This window comes from Roseburia sp. OF03-24 (assembly GCF_003463035.1).
Taxonomy (GTDB): Bacteria; Bacillota; Clostridia; order Lachnospirales; family Lachnospiraceae; genus Roseburia; species Roseburia rectibacter.
Window position 1 is genome coordinate 13828 of record NZ_QSCK01000020.1, and the last position, 19579, is coordinate 33406.

Below are 19579 nucleotides of genomic sequence, written 5' to 3' on the forward strand. Positions count from 1 at the left end.
TGACAATAATGGATTTTATTTTTCTCCCGTTTGACAAAATATTAACATAGCTTTTGTTTTCTGTCGCAAAATGTATATTTATACTTGTGCAAAAATACATGAATGTGCCTTATTTTTCACCTTTGTTTTAGAATTCTTCACAATCTTTCAATCGGTTGCGCACCCGGATTTTTCCAATACCTTAAAAGATCCTTCTTATCGACAAAATTTCACGATAATTGACAGGCGACGTGTATTTGATTCCCGAACTTGGAGAACTTGCATGAAGCAATGTGTTATTTCCGGCATAAATTCCCACATGTCCGCTGTAACATACAATATCCCCCGGCTGTATCACATCCAGGCTGACACTGTATCCGACACTGCGCAGTGCACTTGAAGAATGTGGAAGACTGATTCCAAATGCTGCATATACGCTCATCACAAACCCGGAACAGTCTGCTCCGTTCGTCAGACTACTGCCACCGTAGACATATGGGTTACCTACAAACTGTGCCGCATAATTAACAACCGCCTGTCCATTGGAAACTTTTTGTGGCTTTGTAGCTGTATTACCGCCTGACTGACTGTTATTTTTTCCCTGATCACTGCTTCCCTGTGCAGTATCATCGTTTTTTTGCGCATGTTGCGCATTTTGTGACTGCTGCTGTGTTTTTTCTGAACTTTGCTGCTGTGCTGCTGTTTTTACCGCTTCCTGCTGTGCCTTTCTTGCTGCCTCTGCTGCCTTTCTTTCTTCCTCCGCACGCGCCTTCCTTGCCGCTTCCGCCGCAGCCGCTGCCGCCTGGCGCTCCGCTTCCTCGCGCTCTAATCTCTCTTTTTCTTCCTCCTTCGACTCTGCCACACGAAATTCTGTCCGGATCGTCACATACTCTCCCGAAACGTATCCCAATCCTTCCTCCGTCGACACACGGTACCATCCGTACTCATCCAACGCATCATAGACGACCACGTCCTCACCCTCCGGCAGCATGGTAAGCACAGATGACTCTGTTCCCGGCTCGGTGCGCACAAACAACGTCGTTGTTGTTACCGTCGCATAGCGCGTGCTGACGCCTCGCGCCAGATCCTCATCTCCAACTTTTACATATTCCGCCTTCACATAGGCATTTTCCACCGAACCGGAGCTGACCAGATACCATTCCTCTCCTGCCTCATCCGTCACCGTCTCTAACACCGTCGCTGCACTGTTATTATAAAGTTTTCCGAGTGCCTCGCTTTCCACAGACGGCTCTGCGCGTAAATTCACATAATTTAACACGGACGCAATACCGATGTCGGCATATTCCGATGTGGTCTGTGGTATTTCATGCTCTTCAATGTCTGCATTTCCATTATTTTCTGCACTGTCCGTATGTTTATTTTCATTTTCCTGTACCTCCAGCCGCATGCGTTTTTCATTCACTGCACACAGATCCCATGACACATCTGCATACACCACACTTCCATGCCCCACTGCAAGCATTCCTGCCAGTAAAAATGCTACGATCTTGTTTCTGTTTTTCATTATGTAGAAATCCTCCATTTACAGATATTTACTTTTTATTAAGTAAATATTACATTTTTGTTTCATTTTGATGTATCTGCATTGTAACAGAGGATGACGCGCGATTCTACAAGTAGATATTTCCAGTTTCGGGGTTGTACAATCTGCCATTCAAAAAATAAAACCCACGCATCCAAAACGGTATGTTACGTTTTGAATGCGCGGGTTTTCAGGTAATATATTAATTTATGTGTATTTTATGCAAATGGATTCTCTGTCGGGTATGGCAGGGATGCTGGCTGGTTATAGTTAATATCTTCCATTGGAACTCCAAGATATTTAAATACCTCAAACAGTGCTTTTCCATAATGTCCGAATGCAACAGCACCGTGATGCGGATAATTTTTCTCGATCAGCACATGACGGTAGAATCTTCCCATCTCAGGGATTGCAAATACACCGATGGAACCAAAAGAACGTGTTGCAACCGGAAGTACTTCTCCCTGTGCCACATATGCACGGATCTTATTATCTGATGTAGACTGCAGACGATAGAATGTGATATCACCCGGTGCAATGTCTCCCTCTAAGGTACCGTTTGTCACCTCGATTGGAAGGCTTCTTGCCATGATCATCTGGTATTTCATCTCACAGCTTGCAAGCTTCTTAGAGCAGGTATTTCCACAGTGGAATCCCATGAATGTATCGGTATGTTTGTAATCAAATTTACCTTTGATAGACTCTTCATACATATCTTTTGGTACAGAGTTGTTGATGTCGAGTAAAGTTACTGCATCCTGGCTCACGCAAGTTCCGATGAACTCACTTAATGTTCCATAGATATCTACCTCACAGGAAACCGGGATTCCGCGTCCGGTCAGACGGCTGTTTACATAGCATGGTACAAATCCAAACTGTGTCTGGAATGCCGGCCAGCATTTTCCGGCAATGGCAACATATTTGCGGTAGCCTCTGTGCTCCTCTACCCAGTCAGTCAGTGTCAGTTCATACTGTGCAAGTTTTGCAAGGATTTCCGGTTTTTTATTTCCGGCGCCAAGCTCCTTTTCCATATCTGCAACAACTGCCGGGATACGCTCATCTCCTGCATGTTTGTTAAATGCCTCAAATAAATCTAACTCAGAGTTCTCCTCAATCTCAACGCCAAGATTGTATAACTGCTGGATTGGAGCATTACATGCAAGGAAGTTCAACGGTCTTGGTCCGAAAGAAATGATCTTTAACTCGGATAATCCAATGACAGTTCTTGCGATCGGCAGGAAATCATGGATCATATCTGCACAGTCTGCTGCGTCACCTACCGGATATTCCGGGATATATGCATGTACATTTCTTAATTTTAAGTTGTAGCTTGCATTTAACATACCACAGTATGCATCACCACGTCCCTGGATCAGGTTGTCCTGTGTCTCCTCTGCTGCTGCAACGAACATTTTCGGTCCCTCGAAATGTTTTGCAAGCAGTGTCTCGGAAATCTCCGGTCCAAAGTTGCCAAGATATACGCAGAGTGCATTACATCCTGCTTTCTTAATATCCTCTAATGCCTGTACCATGTGGATCTCGCTCTCCACGATACAGATCGGGCACTCATAAATGTCTGCCGCACCGTATTTTTCAGTGTAAGCCTTTACCAATGCCTCTCTTCTGTTTACAGACAGTGACTCCGGGAAGCAGTCACGGCTGACTGCCACAATACCAACTTTTACTTCTGGAATGTTATTCATTTTGTTTTCCTCCGCTTTCTTTTTTCTGTACATACTTCTTTTTTATATAAAATTTATTCTCTGACATTTAAATTTTTGCCAATAAGTCCGATATGACTTCCTTTCGGCAGCCCGCCCTCGGCATGACCGATCAGCCATTTATTTTTTGCAGTAAGAAGTGCATCCTCTCCGCCGGCGTGTGCCTCATCCAACGGATAATTGGTACCTTTTGGCAGAATAACTGCCACCTGAAATCCTGCATCGTCCACATGACATGGAGCATAATGTAATGTGGTTGCATACACCTCCACGGCTGTTCCTGCCGGAATCCGGAATGCCTCCATCTTTGCAGTCTCATAAGTAAAATCATCGGTCACATCTGCCTCTGATCCCAATATTAATACTGCGTCGGTTGCTGCAAGATTGATCTCTGAGCTGCGGTGATATTCCACTGCATTCAAAAGCTCATTATGCCCATTACAATATCCGATCTGGATCGGAAGTTCTCCGTAAAAGACTTTCTCGATTTCCTTTGCCACCGGTAATGCTTCTAATTCTGCGATTGACGGCTCATAAACTACATCAGATGGAACCGGTGTCTTTTTCATTGCTTCTGTCAATGCTGAAAAATCAATATTCCGGATCACTTTTCCATATTTACGGAAACGCGCATCCGTAACCTCATAAATCTGCATGCCCTTATTCCTCTTTTCTTATCATTCTATTTCATTTGCCCTGCAGGTTTTCTGTCCTGCATAAGCAAACTTTTCCATAATCGACCTGTTACTATTCAAAACTGTCAGAGACAATCATCTTTCCTGTCAGTCAGATAATCTTGTCAAACAGGTCTTTGCACGCCGGATAAATATTTTTAAACTGCTGGTAACGTGCCTCGTATTTTGCGGCAAGCTCCGGATCTGGCTCTACCGTATCGACTACTTTTACGATTGCAGCCGCGGCAGATTCCACATCTTTGTACTCACCACATGCAACAGCCGCGAGCATTGCCCCTCCAAGGGATGGTCCTTCTTCTGTCTCAAGCACATCCACTTTGATATTCAATACATTTGCGATGATCTTCTTCCATAAAGGACTCTTTGCACCGCCTCCACAGATCTTTGTGCGCTCGATCGGAATACCAAGCGTTTTTGCAACTTCAAAAGAATCACGAAGTGCAAATGCAACACCCTCTAACACAGCCTGCGTCATATCTGCCCTTGTGGTATCCATCGTCATGCCGATAAAAGTTGCCCTTGCATTCGGATTATTGTACGGAGAACGCTCACCCATCAGGTAAGGCAGATAATATACATGGTTCTCACCTAACTTTTTGATCGATTCCTGCTCTTTTTTGTAATCTTTCGTTCCGATGATCTCATCCATCCACCATTTATTGCAGGATGCAGCAGATAACATACATCCCATCAGATGATAAGCACCGTTTGCATCACAGAATGCATGAAGTGCATTGTATTTATCTACACCAAATTTAGCAGAAGAAATAAAGATTGTTCCACTTGTTCCCAGTGAAATATTGCATCTGCCATCCCCAACGGTTCCGGTCGCAACTGCAGCAGCCGCATTATCTCCGGCACCTGCTGCCACTTTTACTTTTTCCGATAGACCAAGCTCTTTTGCAATCTCCGGCAAGATCGTTCCAACACATTCATAACTCTCATATAACTTCGGCAGCATATCTGTCGTAATACCACAGATCTTGCACATTTCCTTCGACCAGCAACGGTTCTTTACATCTAAAAGCAGCATACCGGATGCATCGGAAACATCTGTACAGTGCTCTCCAGTCAGCTTATATGCAAGATAATCTTTCGGCAGCATAATCTTTTTGATCCTTGCAAAATTCTCCGGTTCTTTATTTTTTACCCACAAAATCTTTGGTGCAGTAAAACCGGTAAATGAAATATTCGCCGTGTACTTTGACAATGTATCTTTTCCTATCTCATTGTTTAAATAATCACATTCTTCTGTCGTTCTGCCATCGTTCCACAAGATTGCCGGCCGGATCACCTCATCCTTGTCATCAAGAATGACCAGTCCATGCATCTGACCCCCAAAACTGATTCCGGCAACTTCTTCTTTTGGAAAACCTTCCAAAAGTTCTTTTAACCCCTGCATCGTCTCTTTGTACCAGTCCTGTGGCTTCTGTTCTGACCAACCGGGATTTGGAAAATAAAGAGGATATTCTCTTGATACGATATTTTTCACATTTCCGGCTGCATCCATCAAAAGCAGCTTCACGGAAGATGTTCCAAGATCAATTCCTATGTACAGCATACCGTTCTCCTTTTTATCAATCATATCATTATGTGCTCGTGCACGTTTTATTTATCATACATCCTGTATGGTCATTTTGCAATATACTTTTTGTACATTTTTTCTAATTCATTTTTGTTTACATTTACTTATGCAGTCACTTTTATACATAGTTTTATGCCGGCAGTGCTCCTTTCACTTTAATATATGCTTCTTTTTATATACCCGTTTCTGTGCACATGCACACAAGTTGACAACCTGTCTGTTTTTATGTTATCTTTATCTATATGAATTGATTGAAACGAAAAAGAGGTTTTTATATGGCTACCATGAAAGAAATTGCAGAACTATCCGGTGTTTCACGCGGCACTGTGGATCGTGTATTAAATCACCGCGGCATTGTCAATGCTGAGACAGAACGGAAAGTTTTAGAAATCGCAAAACTCTTAGACTATCAGCCAAACAAGGCTGGCATTGCGCTTGCTGCACAAAAGAAAAAAATAAAGATCGGTGTCCTGCTTTTTGGCGCTGAAAATCCGTTTTTTGACGAAGTCATGGATGGTCTCCACAAAAAACTCGAAGAGCTGTCTATCTACGGATGCGCTGTAATTGAACGCCGCATTTCTTTTGATCTGCAGATCCAGCTTGCGACGATTGACGATCTGGTAAAAGAAGATATTCACGGACTGATTCTCTCTCCCTATAATGACCCTGCCATACAGGAAAAAATAGATGCCCTCTGGGAGAATGGCATCCCCTGCATCACGATCAACACCGACATGCCGGATTCGAAACGCATCGCATATGTCGGCAGTGACTATCACAAATGTGGGCAGACTGCTGCAGGATTATTACATCTTTTTTCCGGGGATTATGCAAGTGTCGGAATCGTAACCGGTTCGCACAATGTACTCTGCCATGAAGAGCGTATCAGTGGTTTTACCTCGCATCTCCATGCAAAGCATCCGAATATCCGGATTGTGGATGTTGTAGAGAACAATGATGATGATTACCAGAGTTATGCGGTAGTTTCTGATCTTTTAGACCGCCATCCGGATCTGTCCGCACTCTATTTTACGGCAGCCGGTGTTTACGGCGGATGTCGTGCGGTTTTAAATGCCACCCTGCAGCGTCCTCTTAAAATCATTACGTTTGATGCCGTCCCATCAACCTGTGAAATGATACAAAACGGCATAATCTCTGCAACGATCTGCCAGCAGCCGGACGAACAGGGTGCTTTATCACTCTCTCTTCTTATGGATTATCTGCTGACCGGGAAACTGCCGGAAAACCGTTGTATCTATATGGATCTGAGTATAAAAATAGCTGAAAATCTTTAAGCCACAGGGCTACTTTGTTATCTCATTTTAAAATTCAAAGATTCTTTCAACCATTGCCTGCCAGCTTGCTGACTGCCGGATGATGATCTTGCTATCCTCGCCGCTGATCTGGTTGTGTTCAGTGACATGCTGGCAAATATCGCTGCAAGAAATGCAACACGAATTAAAAAAGTGCCGTAAATACGGCACTTTACGAGTGGACCTGACGGGAGTCGAACCCGTGTCCAAAAACCAATCCCCTGTCCTTCTACGAGTGTATCCTATGTTTTGACATTCCCTCCGCCAGACCTGCGTAGGCACAGTTCCGGTTTTAGTAGCTTCATCATACGCCCACAGACTCAAAGCTTTGTCTGTGTCGTTTCTCACATAGTCGAAGCCTGAGTCCTAAAGTGTGAGTGCTCTAGGTCAGACTGCTGCCATCATGGGCAGCAAGTTGCAGCTGTTAGGCTGCAACCGCTAAATTATCTTCAGCGTTTAATTTTAATTTTGGAATTTGACGCATCCCGTGCGACTCGCTTCTCCAGCTTCATGATCCCTGTCGAAACCATTACAAGCCCATAAATATATATTTCAGATGCAGTCTTTCTTACACAAAATATTATTTTCTGTGTAAAAAAAATACATCATCCATTCTTTTTTATAAATTACTTTAATACAGATTCTTTACTTTGAAATCACGCTCCGCCTCACGCCGCATATCCTTCTTGGCAATATCCTGACGTTTATCATACTGTTTCTTACCTTTTGCAAGCGCAATATCTACTTTTACAAGGCTCCCCTTAAAGTATACCTCAACCGGCACTAAAGTATAACCCTTTTCTGCAATCTTTCCGACCAGCTTGCGGATTTCTGCCTTATGCATCAAGAGTTTCTTCGGACGCAGAGGATCACGGTTGAAGATGTTCCCCTTTTCATAAGGACTGACATGCATGCCATAAATAATGACCTCACCATTCTCGATACGGATAAACGCTTCTTTGATGCTGCATTTTCCCATACGCATGGACTTTACCTCTGTACCATGCAGTTCAATACCCGCCTCATAACGTTCTTCTAAGAAAAAGTCATGGTAAGCCTTCTTATTATTTGCGATCAGTTTTTTTTCTGTCTTTGCCATCATGACCTTCCTTTCTTATCCAATACCCAGCTTGTATAGTATACCCCGAAATGAGGGGGAACGCAAGATGATTTTTATTCTTTCCCCGCTTCCCGCTCATCCTGCCGTACCACACGAAAATCAATTGTGCGTAAAATCCTGTCAGTTCCTGTCACCATAACATGAACACGTTGTCCAAGTTTATAGCGGATATTCGTCACCTCTCCAACCAGTTCGTAGGTACTCTCATTATAATGGAAATAGTCATCCACCAGCGTTGTTACATGCACCAGTCCTTCCACCGTATTCGGCAGCTCCACATAAAATCCCCACTCAGTCACTCCGGAGATCACACCTTCGAACACCTCACCGATACGCTCTGACATATATTCCACTTTTTTCAGTTTATCTGTCTCACGCTCAGCTTCATCCGCACGGCGTTCCATCTCACTCGAATGTTTTGCAACTTCCGGAAGAATTTTGTCATAATGCTCGATTTTCTTTGCATTCATCCTTCCACGCAGATTGTCCTTGATAATACGATGTATCTGCAGATCCGGATATCTGCGGATCGGGGATGTAAAATGACAGTAATATGGAGTTGCCAGTCCAAAATGCCCCGTGCTCATAGTGGTATACTTTGCCTGTTTCATGGAACGAAGTGTCAGACGGCTGATCAATGCTTCCTCCGGGGTACCATCGATCTTTTGCAGAAGTTTTTGCAGTTCTTTCGGATGTACTTCATCCTGACCGATGTGGATGGAATAGCCAAAATTATTAATAAATGTCGATAACTTCTTGATTTTCTCGGTATCCGGATTATCATGTGTACGGTATACAAATGGCAGTTCCTGCCAGAAATAATCCTGTGCCACTGTCTCATTGGCGATCAGCATAAAATCTTCAATGATCTTTGTTGCAACATTTCTCTCATAAGGCTTGATCTCAATCGGCTTTCCTTTTTCATCAAGCACGATTTTTGTCTCTGGAAAATCAAAATCGATCGATCCGCGTTTCATACGTTTTTTACGCAAAATAGCAGCCAGTTCCCGCATCAGTTCAAACATTGGAACCAGGTTCTCATACTCTCTGATCTCATTTTCGTCATGATCTTCGAGAATCTTTTTTACACTGGTATAACTCATGCGGCGGTCCACTTTGATCACAGACTCTGCGATCGTGTGGTCGATCACATTTCCTTTCGGATCGATCGTCATCACACAGCTTAACGTCAGACGGTTTTCCCCTGCATTCAAAGAACAGATTCCATTTGACAGCTTATGTGGCAGCATCGGGATCACCCGGTCAACTAAATAAACAGATGTACCGCGGGATAATGCCTCCACATCCAGAGCACTATGCTCCTGTACATAATTTGATACATCAGCGATATGCACGCCAAGTTTATAGTTGTCTCCCTCTTTTGTCAATGTTATCGCATCATCAAGATCCTTCGCATCTTCCCCATCGATCGTTACAGTCTGCCATTCCCTGAAATCCATGCGTCCCGCCATATCAGCAGTACTGACTTCATTTGAGACATTTTCTACCTGATGCATGATCTTCTCTGAAAACTCGACCGGCAGATCATACGCTTTTACGATCGACATGATATCCGTTCCAGGATCATTGATATGACCGATGATCTCAACCACTTTTCCTTCCGGTTTTCTTCCCTCTTTGCCGTAATCCGTGATCTCAACTACAACTTTATGCCCGCTGACAGCTCCCTTGGAACGTTCCTGCGGAATAAAAATATCAGAACCGAACTTCGGATTATCCGGCACCGCAAATCCAAATGTCTTACTCTTTTCATAAGTACATACGATCCGGGTTGTACCACGTGATATGATCTTTGTGATCGTACCTTCCCTTCGTCTGCCGGTATTTTCTGAAGTGATCGCCACCTGTACCGTATCCATATGGAATGCACCGTGTACCTGCGACTCCGGGATAAAGATATCTTCCTCTTCCCCCTCGATACTGACAAATCCAAACCCTCTCGCATGCGCAGTAAATGTACCGGTCAGATATTTCCCTTCTGATTTGATATATTTGCCCTTGGAAGTCACTTCGATCCTGCCATCCATCACAAGCGCATCTAAGACTTCCTGCAGTTCACTGCGCTGTGATTTCGGCACTGATAGAACGACTGCCATCTCCTTCGCCTTCATCGGTACATAAAATTCATCACAGATAAACTGATAAATTGTCTTTTTCCGTTCTTCTAAAATTGTTTTCTCCATAAACCCCTGTCCTTTTTCCTATGAATCAAAAAAATGACTGCCGCACCTGCGACAGCCATCGATTCATCTTAAAAAATACTCATATTTAATACCGCTGCAATCACGATAAATAAGATAACAAAAAGTCTTGTCAGCTTTACTAACATACCTTCCATGGAACGTCCCTTGTTCTTGCCCCAGTATGTGTCTGCTGCACCTGCGATTGCTCCAAGTCCTGCGGATTTACTTTCCTGCATTAAGATGATAACTGTCAATGCTACACTGATTATAATAAAAACTACAGTCAAAATTGTTTTTACAACTGCCACGATCGTTCCCTCCTAGGTTACAAACTCACAACTTTAGTCATTGTAACATAGACGTTTTGTTTTTTCAACCTATTTTTTCATAATTTCTTCCGGTTCAAACACCGCATCTTCTGCCAGTTCCTCCTCGATCCGCAATAGCTGGTTATATTTGCTGGTACGCTCCGCGCGGCATGGTGCACCTGTTTTGATCTGTCCGGCATTGACCGCAACTGCAAGATCTGCGATAAATGCATCTTCTGTTTCACCTGAACGATGCGAGATTACCGTATGATATCCTGCAGATTTTGCCATCTCGATCGCATTTAATGCCTCTGTCACAGTTCCGATCTGATTTACCTTGACAAGAACCGCGTTCGCTGCACCAAGTTTGATTCCGCACTGTATCCGTTTCGGATTCGTCACAAACAGATCATCTCCGACAAGCTGCACCTTATCGCCAAGTCTTTCTGTCAGCTTCTGCCAGCCTTCCCAGTCATCCTCAAACAGACCATCTTCGATGGAAACAATCGGGAACTGCCCCATAAGCTCCTCATACATGGCGATCATCTCCTCCGAACTTCTGACAATCTCCTGCTCCTCCCCCTTTTCTTCTGACTCTCCAGGGAAAACATAAACGCCACGTGCTTCGTCATACAATTCACTCGCCGCAGCATCCATCGCATAGACAACATCTCTGCCCACCTGGTAACCAGCCATCTCCACTGCCTTCGAAAGATAAGAAAATGCCTCTTTTGTATCCTCAAAATCAGGTGCAAATCCTCCCTCATCTCCAACTGCCGTACTCATACCGTTTTCATTCAGTATCTGGCGCAGGAAATGATACACTTCTGCTCCCATCTTAAGTGCCTGTGAAAAACCACGTGCCCCCACCGGCATGATCATAAACTCCTGAAAATCAAGCGTATTTTTTGCATGGACGCCACCATTGATCACGTTCATCATTGGAACCGGAAGTGTTTTGGCATTGGTTCCTCCAAGATAACGGTATAACGGCATATCAAGAGCCTTCGCAGCCGTTTTAGCACAGGCAAGTGATACTCCAAGAATTGCGTTTGCCCCCAGATTTCCCTTATTATCGGTTCCATCAAGTTCCACCATCGCACGATCTAACTTTGCCTGCTCTAATACATTCATCCCAAGCAGCATTTCCCTGATTTTCGTGTTTACGTGATCTACAACCTTCTGCACACCAAGACCGAAGTAATCTTTATCCCCGTCACGCAGTTCGATTGCTTCAAATCTTCCGGTACTTGCACCGGAAGGAACAGATTCTCTTGCGGTAGTTTTTTTACCAGTCGTCTCTGTCTCGGCAGTCACCTCAACCTCCACTGTCGGATTTCCTCTTGAATCCAGAATCTGTCTTGCATGTACATCTGTAATGTTAATTTTTAATGACATAAAAAATTCCCCTTTCACACATTCTTTTTCCGTAGTATGTGTAATCAGGGAATCTTTTATAACTTTTTATGACAAAATAAATTTCTGTAGTGTCGCATACAAGAGTTTCGGATCGATCGGTTTTGCCAGATGCTCATTCATCCCGGCTTCCCTCGTCTGTTTTCTGTCCTCCTCACCGGCATTTGCCGTCATCGCGATGATTGGAAGGTCTTTTACATCTTCTCTGTCTAAAGCACGGAGCTCTCTGGCTGCCCCGATTCCATCTAAAACCGGCATCCGGATATCCATCAGTACTGCATCAAAATAATATTCCGGGAAATTTTCCACAAGTTCCACTGCCTTTCTGCCATTTTCTGCCGTAACGACTTCAAACTGTTTCTTTTCCAAAAGTCCCTTTGCCACAATGACATTGAGCGGATGATCCTCAACAAGCAGTATTCTCTTTCCGGCAAAACTGATATCCTCTGTTTTTTCTTTCCGCTCTTTTTTCCGACGGTCAAAATCAGGTTTTACGGTCACGGTAAACACAGTACCTTCTCCTTCCGTACTCTGTACTGTAATATCACCATCCATCATCCTTGCATAATTGCGCGCAATAGAAAGTCCCAGTCCGCTTCCTCCATAAACACTTGTATTTTCTTCATGCTGCTGTGTAAAAATATCAAATACCTTTGGCAGAAAATCCTTTGCAATACCAATTCCGTTATCAGAGACAACTGCTGTAAGCTGTACTCTTTCATTCACTTCCTGCTCTGTAACAGCTACATCAACACTTCCACCTTCCGGTGTAAATTTTACCGCATTATTGATCAGATTTATCATGATCTGTTCTAACCTTGTGGCATCTCCGATATATACTTCCGATATTTTCCGTTCTCTGTCAAAAGAATAGCCAACACCTGCCATAAGTGCCTGTGTTTTCGCTAACATATTGACATTATCCCAGAACTTATCCCCGGAAAATGCCCGGACGGCCAGCTTCATATTTCCACTCTCGATCCGTGACATATCGAGGATATCATTCAGCAATGCCAGAAGATATCTGGATGCCGAATCAATTTTTTCCGTGTAATCAAGCACCTGGTTTCTGTCATCAATTGACGACCGGATCATGGAATTTAAACCAATAATCGCATTCATAGGTGTCCGGATCTCATGACTCATTCCAGCCAGAAAATTTGTTTTTGCTTTATTCGCAGTCTCCGCCATCGCCAGCGCTTTTGCAAGCTGTTCCTGCTTTTCTTTTTCTTCTTTCACAATATCCTCAACATCGGACAGCATTAAAAGAAGTATACCGGTCTGTTCATTCTCGTCCATCTGTCCGCTGTATTCATCCACCGTATAAATTTCATCATAACCAAATGTCATGATACATTCTAATATCTGCTTTAATTTACTCTCTCTGGTCACATCATGATTATAGATAAACGCCATGATCTCACCGTTTCCGGGTTTCTGTAAAAGATTTACCTCCACTCTTACCCATACATATCTCCCGTTATAAAACTGGGCAACATATTCCTCAGAAAGGCTGTTGATTCCTTCCCTAAAAGAAGCAAGCAGCCCCTTCGGCGATAATCTCTGATTCTGTTCTTCTGTCAGATATACTTTTTTTGCATATGCAGACATCCTTGAACGGAAATGCCAGCAAAAAAGACAGGCATACCATGGCAATATTTAAGACGCAGAGCACAACTCTGTTCTCATAATCTACCTGGGACCTGCATTCTGCCAGCACATCCGCTTTCAAAAATTTATTCAATTTTTCCTTATGATTTTCATACAACTTTATCACTCTGTTTCAATTCCTTTTGTCTTTAAGAAATCTACCCAGATATTATATTTTGATCCATACAGATGCAGATTATCAAACGTAAGCTCCTGCTTTAATCCGCCCTGATCATCACATACTACTTCATTGACATCAATATAAAACACACGGACACCATCTGCAAGCTGCTGTATGCGCTGATTTCTCGCATCAATACCCGGATTATTAAAAATCGGGTCTGAATCGGATTTTTTGCTGGTCACATGCATGATCGCCTGCACATAAATGATCGCATCCGGCTGCAGTGTTTTGAATTTTTCGACTGCATTCTGATACTCATTCATAAACCCGTCAAGCGTTCCGCGTCCCATTTCATTAATACCGATCTGAAAATACACTTTTTTATACTGTTTAGCCTTTAATGCTTCCTCTAATGTTACCTTTTGGCCATTGACATTACAGAATGCATCTTTCCACAGATCATAGATATTCATGCCTACGGTCGCATAAAAATCTGCATGATCCAATCCGCCATAATCATGCAGACCTACCGTTCTCGAATCGCCAATAAAAACTGCATCATCAAAATAACTGTCATCCACCTGTATAAACTTCTTTTGTTCTAGAACCGCCGTCTCAGTATCCTGCTCCACAGTTTCCGTCCGCTGTATGGTCTCCTCTTGTTCTGTCACTTCTGTAGCCGCAACATTCTCTTCCTGCTGCGGTCTGTATTCGTCCGGCGTTTCCTTACTCCAAGGATAAATTTTATCATGAATTCCATCTAACACCAATACAAAATATGGAGTTTTTTTAATATTGATGGAATAATTTTTATAGATCCCGTCTTTTTTTAAATAACCGATCAGTGAAAGGATCACCCATCCGACGATCAAAAAGACTGCGACCTGACATTTCATTATTTTCTTCACACTAATCACCAGTCCTAAAAATTAAAATACAAAAATGGATTATTTGTAGAAACAGCCATATAATAAAGGCTTAAAACCAATACCACGATCACCGACAAACTTCCCAGCCACTTTTTCTCGACCACTTTGTAGAAAGCTGCCGGATATGGAGTAGAAAAAATAATCCCGATCAGAAACAGTGGTCCGTAATCCATCAGATACTTTATAAAATCCATCTGCTTTATTGCCTCTCCCACGCCAAAAAACGGGAACATTCTTGCATAATAAATTCCAAGCTGTCCTACATCCGCAATAGCAAATGCAACCCAGGTAAGCGGCACTACAAGTACCAGATATATATGGGAAAGTATTTTACTCTTCTCCAGAAACTGTAATAAAAACACTTTTTCTATAGCAAGCAGTACGAGCAGAGACGCTCCCCAGATCAGGAAATGTCCTTCTGCACCATGCCAGATGGCAGTCAGACTCCATACCACAAATAAATTAAATATCGTACGCGCCTTTCCTTTCCTGTTGCCACCTAACGGAATATAGACATATTCCTTAAACCAGCGTCCCAGCGTAATATGCCATCTTCTCCAGAATTCTGATACCGATTTTGAAATATAAGGATGTTTAAAGTTTTTGGGAAATTCAAATCCCAGCATCTGCCCAAGTCCCAATGCCATCAAAGAATATCCTGAAAAATCAAAATACAGCTCTAGGGAGTATGCAAACGCCCCCATCCATGCTAATGGCGTTGAAATACTTTCAAAACCGATTGACTGTATATTATTCCACAAAAGCCCGATACGGTCTGCAACGATCACTTTTGCTCCAAGTCCCAGTATCAGTGTTTTTAATCCTGATTCAAACTGTTCTATAGTAACAGTCCTGCTGCATAAAGCCATACGGACTTCTGAATAATTGATGATCGGTCCGGCGATCAGCTGCGGAAACATCATCAGATACGTTCCGAGACGGATAAATGATTTTTCAACCGGCACTTTTCCCCGGTAAACATCGATGATATAGGCGGCGATCTGAAACGTATAAAAACTGATGCCAAGCGGCAGTTTATCCATGAGTCCACTATACTTAAAAAGGAACAGAACACCAAAATCATAGCACAGTGCCATGATCAACAGAATCAGTTGTTTTTTTCCTCTTCCCTCATAAGTATCCCGGTACATGAATCTTCCCAGAATATAATTGATCACCACAGAGGCAAGCAAAAGCACTACATATTCTGCCTCACCTGTTGTATAAAATAAAATGCTCCCTGCAAACAACACCGCATTTTTCCATTTTTTCGGTGCCACATAATATATCAGTAAAAAAAACGGTAAAAACCGGAATAAAAATTCAAAACTGCTAAATACCATCTTATCGGCTCTTTCTAATCCACATTATTTTTTTAACAACAACTATTATAGCCAAAAAAATGTCTGATAATCACCTGTTAAGCAAAGTTAGTAAATTTGTAAATTTTTTGTTATTTTTGTCACATCTCGGAAATATTTTTTGATCTCCCCAACAAAATACAAAGATCCGAATGCAATCGTTTTATGTGCCGCATCTAGACGATCCGGCATCAGTTCATCAAAAGATCTTAATAGACCCGCCTCACAGATTCCCTTTTTTCTGATTTTCTCCGATAACTCCTTCGCAGCAAGTGCCCTCTCTGACTCGACTGTTACCGTCTTAAAATCAAGAGCAAGTGGAAGTAATTCTTCAATCATCTCCTCATAATCCTTGTCTGCCATAACTCCCATGATAAAATGAAACTTCTCTTCCGGAAACAAGGTACGAAGACTTTTTGCCAGTGCTGCCACTCCGTTGCTATTATGTGCACCATCCACCATGAAAAACGGATCTTTGCCAAGAATCTCCATCCGGCCTTCCCATCTTGTCTTTCTGATTCCTTCCCTGATATAATATTCTGCTTTTTCTTCTGAAATTCCCCTGTTTTTCAAAAAAATTTCTGCTGCCTGAATCGCTGCAAGTGCATTTTCATACTGATGCACACCAAGCATTGACATCTCAAGATCTTTATAATTTTTACAGGAAAAATATTGTCTGCCATTTTCATAGCGGCAGTCTGTCACATCATGGATATCCGCGATCCTTATCTCTGTAATTTTCTCTTTTTCTGCCGTTTCAAGCAGGATCTGCATCGCTTCCTGCTTCTGGCTTTCTAATACCAGTTTTGTACCTTTTTTTATGATACCTGCTTTCTCCGCCGCAATTTTATCTAAAGTATCGCCTAAAATCGCCATGTGATCATATCCGATCTTCGTGATAACCGTAACCTCCGGTACACCGATTGCATTCGTCGAGTCTAATCTTCCTCCAAGTCCGGTCTCTATCACAGCTGCCTGACACTGTTCTTCCTTATAATAAAGCAGTGCTATCGCAAGGCAGTAATCAAACATAGTCAAGGCTGCCCCAAACTCTTCCCCCAGCAGCATATTCCCAAGTCGTGTCACTTTCTCTTGGGATATCATCTGTCCATCCACACAGATCCGTTCCCTGAAATCAACCAGATGTGGTGATGTGAACATCCCTGTACGGATTCCTGCTTCCTTTAAAATTGAGCACAAAAAAGCAGAGACGGAACCTTTTCCGTTCGTCCCCGCTATATGGATCACACTCATATTCTGCTGTGGTCTGCCTAACTTTTCAAGCATCAGTGCAGATATCTCTGCCCCCGGACGGTTGCCAAACCGTCTCTGATGTTCAATCTGGTCTAATACTTCCTCATATGTCAGTTCTTTCATAATACTGTCCTTTTTCTATATTAAACTGCGATAATGACACCGCCGTCATTGGCATACATCGTGCTGACGCCCGCCGTATCCGTAATAATGATTTTTTTGAACTTTGCCAACTTTTCTAATTTTTCTTTTACTGCTCTGGCACGTTCCGGACAATTACAGTGTGAGATCGCAAGCACTCTGTTCTCACTGTTTTTTGTCTTTGCAATCACATTCTGAATCATCTTATCCAGTGCTTTGTTCATGCCACGCGCCTGGCCAAGCTGACAGATCGATCCCTCCTCGGTAGATCCCATCACCGGCTTGATATTTAATGTATTTGCAATAAATGCCTTAAGATTTGTCAGACGTCCATTCTTGCGCAGAGTCTCTAATGTTTCAAGCACGAAAAAGGTATTCATGGAGCTGATATATTTTTCTGTCGTCTCAACAACTTCCTCGAAACTCATACCTGCCTCTTCACACTCCTGTACTTTCATGCCGATCAATGTTTCGCCTATGGAAGCAGAGCGGGAATTAAATACATAGATCTTCTTCTCGCCCGGATGCTCCTCTTCAAACAGATTTTTTCCAAGTTCGGCACTGTTATAAGATCCCGACAGTCTGCCGGACAAAGTTACCACATATACATGATCCGCATCTCCTTCATATGATTTCATATACTCATCCGGAGACGGACATGCAGATTTCGGTCCGGTAACGCTTTCCTTAACCCTGCGGAGGAAATCCTTCTGGTCAAATGTCTCATCATCGCGAATACAATATCCATCTACCTCTAACTCCAATGACACATTCTGATAATGTCCATCTTTTTTTAAATCTTCCGGCAGTTCTCCACAACTGTCAATCACAATCTTATACATTTCAGATAACCTCCACAACCCGGCAATTTGTTATTTGATAACTTTTTATATGTTATTTCTTTCCATTACATGTAGTATTGATTACTACATAACAGTATCATAAAAACTTTGTTTTGTATAGAGGTTTTCATTATATTTTATATATTTTTTATCAGACATACGTTTTAAGAGAATTTCAGGATCAGTACATTCTGATCCTGATCCTCAATATAGGATAATCCAGTAATCCCCTCACAGTAATCACGGATATGCTGTTCATCGATGAGATACGCTTTTGCCTGCTCATATAAAGAGTTGTCCGAAAAACGGATCTCCTCTGTGACAGCTCCATTGCGATAGGCCTCGCCATAAATCTGTCCAACCACATCCGGTTCCCATTCTGTGATATATTTTCCTTCTTTTACATAGTAATTATCTGCCGTCGCCGTACAGTCCGGCAAAAGCAATGTGCCATCCGCCTGATGTGTCTTGCTGATCTCAGCCGTAGTCACCCCGAAATAATTATAATTGATAAAAGATCCAAAGCCGCTCTCACCATTATTATAAGAAGAATTTCCCCATGTCGTATCTATAAAATAATATGCGCCATCAAGCTGCACAAGATTCCACGCATGCGTATCTCCCTCCGCAGTTCCCGTCACGACAACAGCCCGTATTCCTAAAAGAGACAACAGATACTGCGTGGCATTTGCATACCCCTGACAGACTGTTTTCTTATTTAAAAAGACACTGATAATGTTCTGGTTCTGTTCCGTTCCCATTTCATACTCAATGTTTCCAGCCAGATATTCGAAAACATATTTTGCCTTTTCATAATCTCCCCAGGATGAATCCACATTTTTTAATATGGAATCCACCACTGAATCGATCCGGCTCTGATAGGAATCACGCTCATCACGATCCACTGTATAGCTTGGCGAAAAATCTATACTGACCGTCTTTTTCCCCATCGTGTACTGCGTATAGTTATATCCGGATACCCAGAAAATCCCCCCGTGGTCTGCTATGACAGAACGATATGCTTTCTCTAATACCTTTTCGTCACAGGTACTTACCGGAACCTTTGAATCATGTGTCATAATAATCCGATATATCTCATCATAGACTGTCTGCTGCTCCGTTGAGAGAGTTTCGTAAGCATATCCATGCGATACTTTTGCCTCCGGTGTTTCATTTTCCGTACCTGTTTCCTGACTCTCTTTTATATGCTTCTCTATTGTGCCGGAATCTGCTTTGGATTTTGCATTTTTCTGTTCTACATGAACCTGGCTTTGTATCTGTCCCGGAGGTGTGAAAGAATCAGGAAATACTCCGGTATATCGGATCACTGCGCCTGCTAACACCGCTAAAATCATACATTTAAGCAGTGTATGTCTTTTTCTTCTTTTCACACT

At 42.7% G+C, this 19579-nt stretch carries 16 protein-coding genes and 1 other RNA gene; 2 read left to right on the forward strand and 15 right to left on the reverse strand.

Annotated features, from left to right (window positions below; translation table 11 throughout):
• Window positions 1-181: 181 nt before the first annotated feature.
• From DXA60_RS11265 to xylB, 4 genes are all read right to left on the reverse strand, one after another.
• Entirely contained in the window at window positions 182-1522 is a 1341-nt protein-coding gene (locus tag DXA60_RS11265) for a C40 family peptidase (protein WP_117921291.1), read from the reverse strand.
• Between the two features lie 218 nt (window positions 1523-1740).
• The gene (locus DXA60_RS11270; RefSeq protein ID WP_117921354.1) at window positions 1741-3225 is read right to left on the reverse strand and encodes an L-fucose/L-arabinose isomerase family protein; all 1485 of its coding nucleotides are present in this window, start codon (window positions 3223-3225) and stop codon (window positions 1741-1743) included.
• 53 nt (window positions 3226-3278) lie between these two features.
• Window positions 3279-3899 (reverse strand): DUF4867 family protein, encoded by a 621-nt coding sequence (locus DXA60_RS11275; RefSeq protein ID WP_117921292.1) that lies wholly within the window; start codon window positions 3897-3899, stop codon window positions 3279-3281.
• A gap of 130 nt (window positions 3900-4029) precedes the next feature.
• Window positions 4030-5499 carry a xylulokinase gene (gene xylB / locus DXA60_RS11280; protein ID WP_117921293.1) on the reverse strand — a complete coding sequence of 490 codons (1470 nt, stop codon included), beginning with the start codon at window positions 5497-5499 and terminating at the stop codon, window positions 4030-4032.
• Window positions 5500-5798: 299 nt separating this feature from the next.
• Here xylB and DXA60_RS11285 point away from each other — a divergent pair, with 299 nt between their 5' ends.
• The gene (locus DXA60_RS11285) at window positions 5799-6818 is read left to right on the forward strand and encodes a LacI family DNA-binding transcriptional regulator (RefSeq protein WP_117921294.1); all 1020 of its coding nucleotides are present in this window, start codon (window positions 5799-5801) and stop codon (window positions 6816-6818) included.
• 72 nt (window positions 6819-6890) lie between these two features.
• The gene (locus DXA60_RS19925; RefSeq protein ID WP_442969715.1) at window positions 6891-6998 is read left to right on the forward strand and encodes a DUF6774 domain-containing protein; all 108 of its coding nucleotides are present in this window, start codon (window positions 6891-6893) and stop codon (window positions 6996-6998) included.
• A gap of 14 nt (window positions 6999-7012) precedes the next feature.
• Here DXA60_RS19925 and ssrA read toward each other — a convergent pair.
• The 11 genes from ssrA to DXA60_RS11345 all read right to left on the reverse strand — a co-directional run bounded on the left by ssrA (window position 7013) and on the right by DXA60_RS11345 (window position 19576).
• Window positions 7013-7375: a transfer-messenger RNA gene (gene ssrA, locus DXA60_RS11290) on the reverse strand.
• A 92-nt stretch (window positions 7376-7467) separates the two neighbouring features.
• Entirely contained in the window at window positions 7468-7935 is a 468-nt protein-coding gene (smpB, locus tag DXA60_RS11295) for an SsrA-binding protein SmpB (protein WP_117921295.1), read from the reverse strand.
• Window positions 7936-8009: 74 nt separating this feature from the next.
• Window positions 8010-10160, reverse strand: a complete 2151-nt coding sequence (gene rnr, locus DXA60_RS11300; RefSeq protein WP_117921296.1) for a ribonuclease R — start codon at window positions 10158-10160, stop codon at window positions 8010-8012.
• Window positions 10161-10228: 68 nt separating this feature from the next.
• On the reverse strand, window positions 10229-10468 hold the full coding sequence (gene secG / locus DXA60_RS11305; protein WP_117921297.1) for a preprotein translocase subunit SecG: 240 nt from the start codon (window positions 10466-10468) through the stop codon (window positions 10229-10231).
• A 69-nt stretch (window positions 10469-10537) separates the two neighbouring features.
• Window positions 10538-11866 carry a phosphopyruvate hydratase gene (gene eno, locus DXA60_RS11310; RefSeq protein WP_117921298.1) on the reverse strand — a complete coding sequence of 443 codons (1329 nt, stop codon included), beginning with the start codon at window positions 11864-11866 and terminating at the stop codon, window positions 10538-10540.
• A 66-nt stretch (window positions 11867-11932) separates the two neighbouring features.
• Window positions 11933-13495, reverse strand: coding sequence for an ATP-binding protein (locus DXA60_RS11315; RefSeq protein ID WP_117921299.1), 1563 nt, complete (start codon window positions 13493-13495; stop codon window positions 11933-11935).
• A gap of 162 nt (window positions 13496-13657) precedes the next feature.
• A complete protein-coding gene (locus tag DXA60_RS11325; RefSeq protein ID WP_243006860.1) occupies window positions 13658-14566 on the reverse strand; it encodes a GDSL-type esterase/lipase family protein in 909 nt (302 codons plus the stop codon).
• Between the two features lie 14 nt (window positions 14567-14580).
• Entirely contained in the window at window positions 14581-15930 is a 1350-nt protein-coding gene (locus tag DXA60_RS11330; protein WP_117921302.1) for an MBOAT family O-acyltransferase, read from the reverse strand.
• A gap of 87 nt (window positions 15931-16017) precedes the next feature.
• Complete coding sequence (locus DXA60_RS11335) at window positions 16018-17325, reverse strand: bifunctional folylpolyglutamate synthase/dihydrofolate synthase (RefSeq protein WP_117921303.1); 1308 nt, start codon at window positions 17323-17325, stop codon at window positions 16018-16020.
• A gap of 20 nt (window positions 17326-17345) precedes the next feature.
• Window positions 17346-18185 (reverse strand): DegV family protein, encoded by an 840-nt coding sequence (locus DXA60_RS11340; RefSeq protein WP_117921304.1) that lies wholly within the window; start codon window positions 18183-18185, stop codon window positions 17346-17348.
• A 164-nt stretch (window positions 18186-18349) separates the two neighbouring features.
• On the reverse strand, window positions 18350-19576 hold the full coding sequence (locus tag DXA60_RS11345) for a transglutaminase domain-containing protein (RefSeq protein ID WP_117921305.1): 1227 nt from the start codon (window positions 19574-19576) through the stop codon (window positions 18350-18352).
• Window positions 19577-19579 lie beyond the last annotated feature (3 nt).